Source organism: Methylophaga sp. UBA5088, from assembly GCF_002414625.1.
Classification (GTDB): Bacteria; Pseudomonadota; Gammaproteobacteria; order Nitrosococcales; family Methylophagaceae; genus Methylophaga; species Methylophaga marina.
Map to the genome: position 1 here is coordinate 1,973 of NZ_DIAC01000050.1, position 7,842 is coordinate 9,814.

The 7,842-nt window shown below is 42.3% G+C and carries 11 protein-coding genes; 6 read left to right on the forward strand and 5 right to left on the reverse strand.

The features are described 5' to 3' along the window. The coding region (locus B4K20_RS06790) for a competence/damage-inducible protein A (RefSeq protein WP_289282351.1) at positions 1 to 385 on the reverse strand (385 nt) is incomplete at its 3' end. Continuing rightward, entirely contained in the window at positions 385 to 780 is a 396-nt protein-coding gene (locus B4K20_RS06795) for a group II truncated hemoglobin (RefSeq protein ID WP_286304582.1), read from the reverse strand. The genes B4K20_RS06795 and B4K20_RS06790, both read right to left, overlap by 1 nt. Before the next feature lie 130 nt (positions 781 to 910). On the opposite strand from B4K20_RS06795, the gene fae reads away from it, so the two are divergent. The 5 genes from fae to B4K20_RS06820 all read left to right on the forward strand — a co-directional run bounded on the left by fae (position 911) and on the right by B4K20_RS06820 (position 5,526). Beyond that, positions 911 to 1,459: a formaldehyde-activating enzyme gene (gene fae, locus B4K20_RS06800; RefSeq protein ID WP_286304583.1), complete on the forward strand. Its 549-nt coding sequence runs from the start codon at positions 911 to 913 to the stop codon at positions 1,457 to 1,459. Positions 1,460 to 1,579: 120 nt separating this feature from the next. Further along, positions 1,580 to 2,113 carry a hypothetical protein gene (locus B4K20_RS06805; protein WP_286304584.1) on the forward strand — a complete coding sequence of 178 codons (534 nt, stop codon included), beginning with the start codon at positions 1,580 to 1,582 and terminating at the stop codon, positions 2,111 to 2,113. 18 nt (positions 2,114 to 2,131) lie between these two features. Continuing rightward, positions 2,132 to 2,707: a LemA family protein gene (locus B4K20_RS06810; RefSeq protein WP_289282352.1), complete on the forward strand. Its 576-nt coding sequence runs from the start codon at positions 2,132 to 2,134 to the stop codon at positions 2,705 to 2,707. Then, the gene (locus B4K20_RS06815) at positions 2,708 to 3,619 is read left to right on the forward strand and encodes a hypothetical protein (protein ID WP_289282353.1); all 912 of its coding nucleotides are present in this window, start codon (positions 2,708 to 2,710) and stop codon (positions 3,617 to 3,619) included. Continuing rightward, a complete protein-coding gene (locus B4K20_RS06820) occupies positions 3,616 to 5,526 on the forward strand; it encodes an ATP-dependent DNA helicase (RefSeq protein ID WP_289282354.1) in 1,911 nt (636 codons plus the stop codon). The genes B4K20_RS06815 and B4K20_RS06820 overlap by 4 nt, the downstream gene beginning before the upstream one ends. Before the next feature lie 6 nt (positions 5,527 to 5,532). Here B4K20_RS06820 and B4K20_RS06825 read toward each other — a convergent pair whose 3' ends face one another. Further along, positions 5,533 to 5,904: a DUF2237 family protein gene (locus B4K20_RS06825; RefSeq protein ID WP_289282357.1), complete on the reverse strand. Its 372-nt coding sequence runs from the start codon at positions 5,902 to 5,904 to the stop codon at positions 5,533 to 5,535. Positions 5,905 to 5,921: 17 nt separating this feature from the next. Continuing rightward, positions 5,922 to 6,305, reverse strand: a complete 384-nt coding sequence (locus tag B4K20_RS06830) for a 4a-hydroxytetrahydrobiopterin dehydratase (RefSeq protein ID WP_286304588.1) — start codon at positions 6,303 to 6,305, stop codon at positions 5,922 to 5,924. A gap of 136 nt (positions 6,306 to 6,441) precedes the next feature. Here B4K20_RS06830 and B4K20_RS06835 point away from each other — a divergent pair, with 136 nt between their 5' ends. Next, positions 6,442 to 7,260, forward strand: coding sequence for a DUF5677 domain-containing protein (locus tag B4K20_RS06835; RefSeq protein WP_289282355.1), 819 nt, complete (start codon positions 6,442 to 6,444; stop codon positions 7,258 to 7,260). A gap of 127 nt (positions 7,261 to 7,387) precedes the next feature. Here the strand turns inward: B4K20_RS06835 and B4K20_RS06840 are convergent, their stop codons facing one another. Continuing rightward, a complete protein-coding gene (locus tag B4K20_RS06840) occupies positions 7,388 to 7,726 on the reverse strand; it encodes a helix-turn-helix domain-containing protein (RefSeq protein WP_289282356.1) in 339 nt (112 codons plus the stop codon). Positions 7,727 to 7,842 lie beyond the last annotated feature (116 nt).

The following is a 7,842-nucleotide window of genomic DNA, read 5'->3' on the forward strand; positions in this document are numbered from 1 at the left end:
CAATAGTATTGGGAACAATGCGGCTACCTTCAGGTAAGTGGCCCATCAAAATACGATTAGGATAGGCATCTTTACCAAACTGATCTTCAATTGCTTTGACTGCATCAGGGTGAGGTTTAATCTCAACGCCTTTCACTAAAGCAGCCGTCTGGCGGGTTCTATCATCCGGAGTGGCACCAATACCTCCGAAGCTGAACACCAGGTCAGGACTGCTCATTGAAAAGCGTAAGGCGCGTTCCAATTGCTGTGGATCGTCACCAACAATTAGCGTCCAACTTAATTCCAAATCACGTTTGGCCAGAACGGATTGTAAATGAGCGAAATGCTTATCCTGACGTTTGCCACTCAGAATTTCATCACCAATGATTAGCGCGCCAATATTCATTATTCAGTCTCTGGACGGTTACGCATAAAATCGGCTGTCTGTACAAACGACGCCATCAGCTGTTCTGAAAATAAGGGATCTAAATCCATCGATTTTAATGCCTGAGCCATACAATAAAGCCATTGATCACGTTCTTCGATACCAATAGAGAAGGGCAAGTGTCGAGCTCTCAGTCTTGGATGACCGTATTTATCAGTATATAAAGGCGGGCCACCCAACCAGCCAGTCAGAAACAAATATAATTTTTCTTCACTGATACTGATGTCTTTTGGATGGTAATCACGAATATGTTGTGTTTGAGGCGTCTCACACATCACCTCATAAAAAGTTTTGCATAGATGTCTGACACCGGCTTCACCACCGATACGTTCGTAGGGAGTTGCTATTTCAGCCATGATTGAATTCAACAAAAAAAGACTAGTTTAACCTTGTTGAACAAGACGATAAAGCGAATCAAGGTTGCGAGCTTGGCCGCAGACCGGGATAATTGGCCCATCTTTTAGCAATAAACAGGAGAATTATCCTATGAGCGATAGAATTGTCATGCGTACAGGTGAAGCACTGGTTGGCGGTGGTCCTGCTTTTACAGCGGCTGAGCCAGAAGTCGTTATCGGTGAATTAGACGGTCCATTTGGTACCGCATTTGCTAACCTGATGGGCGACCAAGTACAAGGTCACTCACGCGTATTAGCGCTGATGAACACTGACATGCAAGTTAAACCTGCCACATTAATGGTCAGTAAAGTCACTGTTAAGAAAACAGCTTACACCAACATTCTGATGGGTACAGTTCAAGGCGCTATCGCTAACGGCGTATTAGATGCTGTTCGTAACGGTACTATTCCAAAAGAAAAAGCGAACGATTTAGGTATCATCGTTTCTGTATGGTTGAACCCAAGCATCGTGACTGTAGAAGACTTAGATCACGAAGCTTTATTCAACATTCACCGCGAAGCCACTCGCCGTGCTATCGAAAAAGCCATGAATAACGAGCCAAGCATCGATTATTTATTGGAAAATCAAGATAAATTGGTTCACAAATATTACCAAAAAGAACTTGATGCTAAAAAATAAAAACTGGAAACTCAATGAGTTAGCTGTGGTCTCTGTATAAGAGGAGATATTCACAGCCTCAAGTTTTAAACGGTCTGTCTTTTAAACTGGACAGACCGTTTTTTTTGCCATGTATAATCGGTGGCAAATGAAGAAACATTCAAGGTAGATATGGACCTCTATTCCATTGATAAATTAATGCATGAAACCCGACAGCTTGCGGCAAAATACCGTGAAGCTACTGGGAGCACCCTACCGATTACTGGCGAGATTGCCCGCTTTGATGCAGCAAGAGCGCTCAACCTTTCACTGATTAATGACCCCAACAGTCCGATTGATGCGACCGGCAAGGAAGGACATCGGCAGGATAAACGTATTATTATCAAAGGCCGAGCCATTTTTGATAGCAGTAAAGCCAGCCCCAGAATTGGACAATTAAATCCTGAACAGGATTGGGATCTGGCTGTATTAGTGCTGTTTGATGAGCACTACGATGTCGATGAAATCTATGAAGCAAGCCGTGAAGCTATTGCGGATGCATTAGATAATAAAAAAGACAGTAATCGAAAAAAGCGCGGTGCCATGTCTATCGCACAATTCAAGATTATTGGTGAACGGGTATGGACCCGCGAAAACGGTCTAGAAACCGACGTATGGGAAAATCAGGACGACTAATCATTTGAGGGTAAATGGATGACTATTACGGGATTTATATTTTGGGCTGTCGTTGTTGTTTTAGTTGTTTACCTCATCATCATCTATAACAATCTGGTTAGTCTCAAACACAATGTCAGTAAAGCCTGGTCAAACATTGATGTATTACTCAAACAACGCCACGATGAACTGCCCAAGCTGGTCGAAACCTGTCGGCAATATATGCAGTACGAACAGGACACCCTGGAAAAAGTCATGCAGGCGCGCGCATCCGTTGCCACTGCTCAACAAAACGGTGATATTTCAGCGTTAGGTTCTGCCGAAGGGGCATTGCGCATGGGATTAGGCAGCTTATTCGCTGTAGCTGAAGCCTATCCGGAGTTGAAAGCAGATCAATCATTCCAGCATTTACAGGCTCGGATAACGGGGTTAGAAAACACTATTGCAGACCGACGTGAATTTTATAATGAAAGCGTCAATATCAATAACGTCCGTATCGAGCAATTTCCCGATGTTATCCTGGCACGCTTTTTTGGCTTTAAATCGTTTACCTTGCTCGAATTTACATCCGAAGAACTGATTGATCTGGATATCAAGAGCTTGTTTGAACGCTAGATGCAGGACTGGTTGGCTTCGCTTTCTGTTGAGATAAATAAGCTCACTGTTACTGAGTTTTATATTGCAACGGGTGTCTTATCGGCGATAGTGATCGTCGTGTTTTATCAGATGGTCAAACACTATAAATATGCCAGACTGATTGAAAATGTACCAACGGCTAAAATCCGCTCCGCACCACAGGGATATGTGGAACTGATTGGTACCACTACATTAATGGATGGCCCACCGATTATTTCGCCGGTATCAGGTACAAGATGTGTCTGGTTTCGTTATACGATTGAAGAACAAGTCACTGAATATGAAGGGAAAGGGCGTATCAAGTCGCGCTGGAAAGTCATTAAAAAACATAGCAGTGACGATATTTTCTTGTTAGATGATACTTCGGATCAGTGTGTAATTGATCCGGATGATGCCAATGTCATTACAAAACGTAAAAATCGCTGGTACAAACGAGATACTTTTCCTGCACGTCGTTATACCGAGTGGACCATACTGGAAGGGGATTATCTTTATGTGCTGGGTGATTTTCAAACCGTTGCCAGTGTTGAAGACGCAAGTTTAAAAAATATGATGACCGCCACCTTAAAAGATTGGAAACAGGATCCTAATGATCTTTTACATCGTTATGATACCAACCGTGATGGTCAGCTCAGTCAGCAAGAGTGGGAGCAAGCAAGACAAGATGCTTACCAGCAAGCGAAAGTAAAAGTCGGTGCCATGGCACATGAAAAACCACTGAGTATACTGAAAGCATCAACACAGAAAGACCAGCCATTTATTTTATCTACTGAATCAGAAGCGAACTTGATCAACCGTCACAAAAGCATTGCTTATGCATGTGGACTTGGCTTTTTTATCGTGGGTATCTGTCTGGTGTGGATGATAAATCAACGAATAGGGATAGTATGATCGAACGCATTGATGAACTATTTGCAGACAATGGTTTATTATCCAAACACATTTCAGGTTACACCAGTAGAACCCAGCAATTGGAGATGGCACGACAGGTCGGTGAAGCGCTAACGCATGGTGATATTCTTATCGCTGAAGCCGGCACGGGTACAGGTAAGACCTTTGCCTACCTTGCACCAGCCATGCTTTCAGGGCAGAAAGTGTTTATCTCAACGGGTACAAAAAACTTACAAGATCAATTATTTAACAAAGACTTACCGAAACTTCGTGAAGTACTTTCTGTGCCATTAAAAACGGCCTTATTGAAAGGCCGAAGTAATTATCTCTGTCATCACCGTCTGGAATTAGCTGAATCTGAACCCGGTCAGCAATACCATCAACACACCTTGCAAACCTTGCGTGAGTGGGGCGGTAAAACAACCACAGGTGATTTAAGTGAAACGGATTTATTAGAAGAAAACTCGCCGTTGTGGCCCAAAGTGACGTCAACGGTTGATAATTGTCTTGGGCAGCAATGTCCTCAATACGATGAATGCTTTATTGTTGAAGCGAGACGTAAAGCACAGGAAGCCGACATTGTCGTGGTGAATCATCATTTATTAATGTCAGATATGGCACTAAAATCATCTGGTCAGGGCGAGGTTTTACCTGATGCCGATGCGTATATTATAGATGAAGCTCATCAACTCCCTGCCATTGCCAGTCAATTCCTCGGCCATCGAGTCAGCAGTCATCAACTCCAGGAGTTAAGCCGAGACAGTATCCGTGAAATGGAAGCTGAAGCAACGGATATGAACGATATCCGCACTGCGGCAGAACAATTAGATAATCGCTTACATCAATTTAATCTATCTTTGGGTGAACATGAGCAACGCGTTCCCTGGCAACCCGTGTTAGAAAAGTCACAAGATATTATAGAAAAGCTCGATATCTTACTAGAATCATTAGAGAAATTAGAAATTCAACTCGATGCAGCTTCCGAGCGGGGCAGAGGCTTAGAACAATGTTACCAACGCTGTCAGGATTTGATTGAACGTTTGTCCATATTTCAGCAAAACGAACAAACAGACTTAGTTTTATGGCTGGACAACCGTAATTCGAGTTTTATTTTGCATGCCACGCCACAAGAAGTCAGCCAGTATTTCCAAGCCTGGATAAAAGATAAACCACAGGCTTGGGTCTTCACTTCAGCCACACTCACGGTAGCAGGCAAGTTTAATAACTTCACTCATCAGCTAGGTTTGGAAGATCCGGTGACAGCCAGCTGGCAAAGTCCATTTGATTATGGCAAACAAAGCTTGCTTTATATGCCGACGATTCCAGTTGAGCCATCCAACCCGAGTTACAATAGCCATGTTGCTGAAGTCGCAAAATCAGTCATTGAGCACAGCCAAGGGCGAATCTTCTTATTATTCACCAGTTATAAAGCGATGCATGAAGTCGCTGAAGCCTTAAAAGAATCTGATTATCCCGTGCTGGTTCAAGGCTCTGGCGCTAAAACGCAACTGCTCGAAGAGTTTCGCAGTCATGGCAATGCCATTTTGCTAGGTACGAATAGTTTCTGGGAAGGGGTAGACGTTAGGGGAGAAGCGTTATCCTGCGTGTTGATTGATAAAATTCCTTTTGCTTCACCTGGCGATCCGGTGCTGGAAGCACGCATTAATGATTTAAAAGAGCGGGGCGGTAATCCCTTTCGAACGATCCAAATCCCTGCTGCAGTTATTCAGCTAAAACAGGGAATTGGCCGTTTGATTCGTGACACCCATGACTCTGGTGTGTTGGTATTATGTGATCCACGTTTTCTGAGTAAACCCTATGGCAAAGTGTTTATGCGGAGTTTACCGCCAATGCCAATCAGTCAGAATATTGAAGATGTGAAAGCCTTTTTTGCCAGTCGCATTTGATAAGCACTAATTCAGATCCGCTGCATATTCTTTTAACACTTCCATAGGAATCACTTCAGTGGCACGCTGATGTGTGGCAGCCAGGTAAATTTTAGGCGCCATATCATGCTCATATGCTTCCAACCAGCGCTGAGCACATAAACACCAACGATCACCTGGTTTCAAACCAGGAAAACCAAACTCTTTTACCGGTGTGGTTAAATCATTACCACGAAAACGTGAATATTCCAGAAATGCCTGACTGACTTGCACACAGACTGTGTGCTGACCGTAGTCAGCATCACTCGTATTACAACAACCATCACGGTAGAAACCTGTGAGAGGATCTTCACTACAACTTTCTAACTTCTCACCAAAGACATTCAGCGATTCATCAATATCCATCTAACTTTCCATTAGTCATATTTAATGTATTTAAAGCGAGCATCATCAGGTGTGCCCACTAAGGCGCCATCATCAAGTCCAGGCTGCCACATCACCACTTCTTCAAATTTTTTCGCTAACTCAAAATCTTTATCGGTAATACCTTTTGCCGCATGATTAGTCAGCTTGACGATAACAAAGGCATAAGACACCGTTAAATCCGGATGGTGAAAACCCGCCTCAGCTAAATGACCAATGGTATTCACTACCATTAAAGTACTTTTCCAGCCACTGGTTTTATATTTGCGACGTATCCAGCCGTTCTCTAAATACCAATGTGGAAGCTCTTCTTTTAAACGCGCTTCAACTTCTTCATCTGTATAGGTTTTTTCAGTACCATCTTCACGCCAGCCCATAATTAGCTCCTTATGTTTATTTCTATCCACTCCAGTTATACAGAAATGAAATCATGAGTCAAAAACAGATCAGGGTTTGTAAGCAAAGCAGGTAAGCGTAAGATAGGGAGTCAGTAAGCAATCAACGAGGTAATTTATGTCAGAGCAAACAAGTTTTAAGGATGCAGGGTTTTTATCAGAGCAATCAAGAACTGGCACGCTCAGTGTAGAAATCCACCAAACCCCACAATACCTTGTTTGTGAAGATTTAAGTCAGCTGGGTCAATCAATTTTAAATCATTGCCGTATTCGTCCTGATGATAAAAGCGAAGTTTATTTAAGTCTCTATTTCCAACGTATGTTGTCTCACTTTCAGTCCGTTCTGCTAATGGCTGAACGAGGCATGATCCACGAAACAGAAATCATGTCACGCTGTTTGCTGGAAACCTTATTTAATCTGGCAGCGTTTTATCGTCATGAAGACTTTCTCGAAGCCATGACAGATGGCGACACCGATCAAAGAAGGGAAGTACTGACACGTTTTTATCTAAAACAGCTTGAGGTCCATGCCCTGACAGAACTTGAAATGAATGATTTGGAACGCATGATTAACAGTGCTGATGAAATTAACCGCGGTGATGTCAGCACTGCCATCAAAGCTGAAATGGCTGGTTTGATGAGCGAATACCGAACTGAATATGCGTTTTTGAGCGAAACGGTACATTGCCGAATTCATTCTGTCGAACAAGACTTGGAAATGGACGATCATCAAATTATCGTTGGTATTGCCACCCGTGCAGAAGACACCAATCGTTTAGCCAGTTTATTAATGAATGCGGCTGATTATTTGATTGATGGTATCACCATCATACTTGAGTTACACAAACAGCCTGAACAACACGCTCACTTTGAACAAATCAGACGACAGGTTCAAAAAGTCTGGCAAAACACGACTGTTAAGGTCGCTCATCGTTAAAAACAGTATTTTTCAAATTTTAAAATCTGCAGGGTGATTACCCGAAATAAATGTCAGATTTTAAATTTTGAACGTACAAAGAGAAGGGGGCGTTTATACTCATTAAATGCTCCTTTTTTTATAGTCATCATTTCTTCTTTGTTTTTCTGAGTATCATATTCTCTCGATATAGTTCATCCACTAACTGCTGATTGATATGCAAAGCCAGAATTTCACCACTGGTAAATTTCTCCCCGGATGGTGACCAAAGAAAACCATTTCCAAAAGACCATCCTTCAAAACAATGACGTCTTCCAATTGTTGGCATCTTGCCACCAAGCAATAAAAGACACTCAATAATCACTTTAGGGGCACAGTATGTTTGCTCATAACGGGCCACGGTTCTTGGTGATAATTCCAAATATTCTGCGACTTGTTTCTTTGTCATTCTGGCAGCATATCGAGCCTCTCTAAATGTCTTTTTCATCTTAAATATCTGTTTATCAACTGCCAGAAGAGGCTAATTTTAATAAGAGCATGTAAATACTCACATCTATTGCTATTACTGTTCTTAGATATTCTATTTAACATAATATATATTAT

What these genes read in the sequence shown, in the direction of transcription:
- B4K20_RS06840 (WP_289282356.1), bottom strand. Translation starts at nt 7,726, where the DNA reads ATGAAAAAGACATTTAGAGAGGCTCGATATGCTGCCAGAATGACAAAG.
- fae (WP_286304583.1), top strand. Translation starts at nt 911, where the DNA reads ATGAGCGATAGAATTGTCATGCGTACAGGTGAAGCACTGGTTGGCGGT.
- B4K20_RS06815 (WP_289282353.1), top strand. Translation starts at nt 2,708, where the DNA reads ATGCAGGACTGGTTGGCTTCGCTTTCTGTTGAGATAAATAAGCTCACT.
- B4K20_RS06810 (WP_289282352.1), top strand. Translation starts at nt 2,132, where the DNA reads ATGACTATTACGGGATTTATATTTTGGGCTGTCGTTGTTGTTTTAGTT.
- B4K20_RS06835 (WP_289282355.1), top strand. Translation starts at nt 6,442, where the DNA reads ATGTCAGAGCAAACAAGTTTTAAGGATGCAGGGTTTTTATCAGAGCAA.
- B4K20_RS06830 (WP_286304588.1), bottom strand. Translation starts at nt 6,305, where the DNA reads ATGGGCTGGCGTGAAGATGGTACTGAAAAAACCTATACAGATGAAGAA.
- B4K20_RS06820 (WP_289282354.1), top strand. Translation starts at nt 3,616, where the DNA reads ATGATCGAACGCATTGATGAACTATTTGCAGACAATGGTTTATTATCC.
- B4K20_RS06795 (WP_286304582.1), bottom strand. Translation starts at nt 780, where the DNA reads ATGGCTGAAATAGCAACTCCCTACGAACGTATCGGTGGTGAAGCCGGT.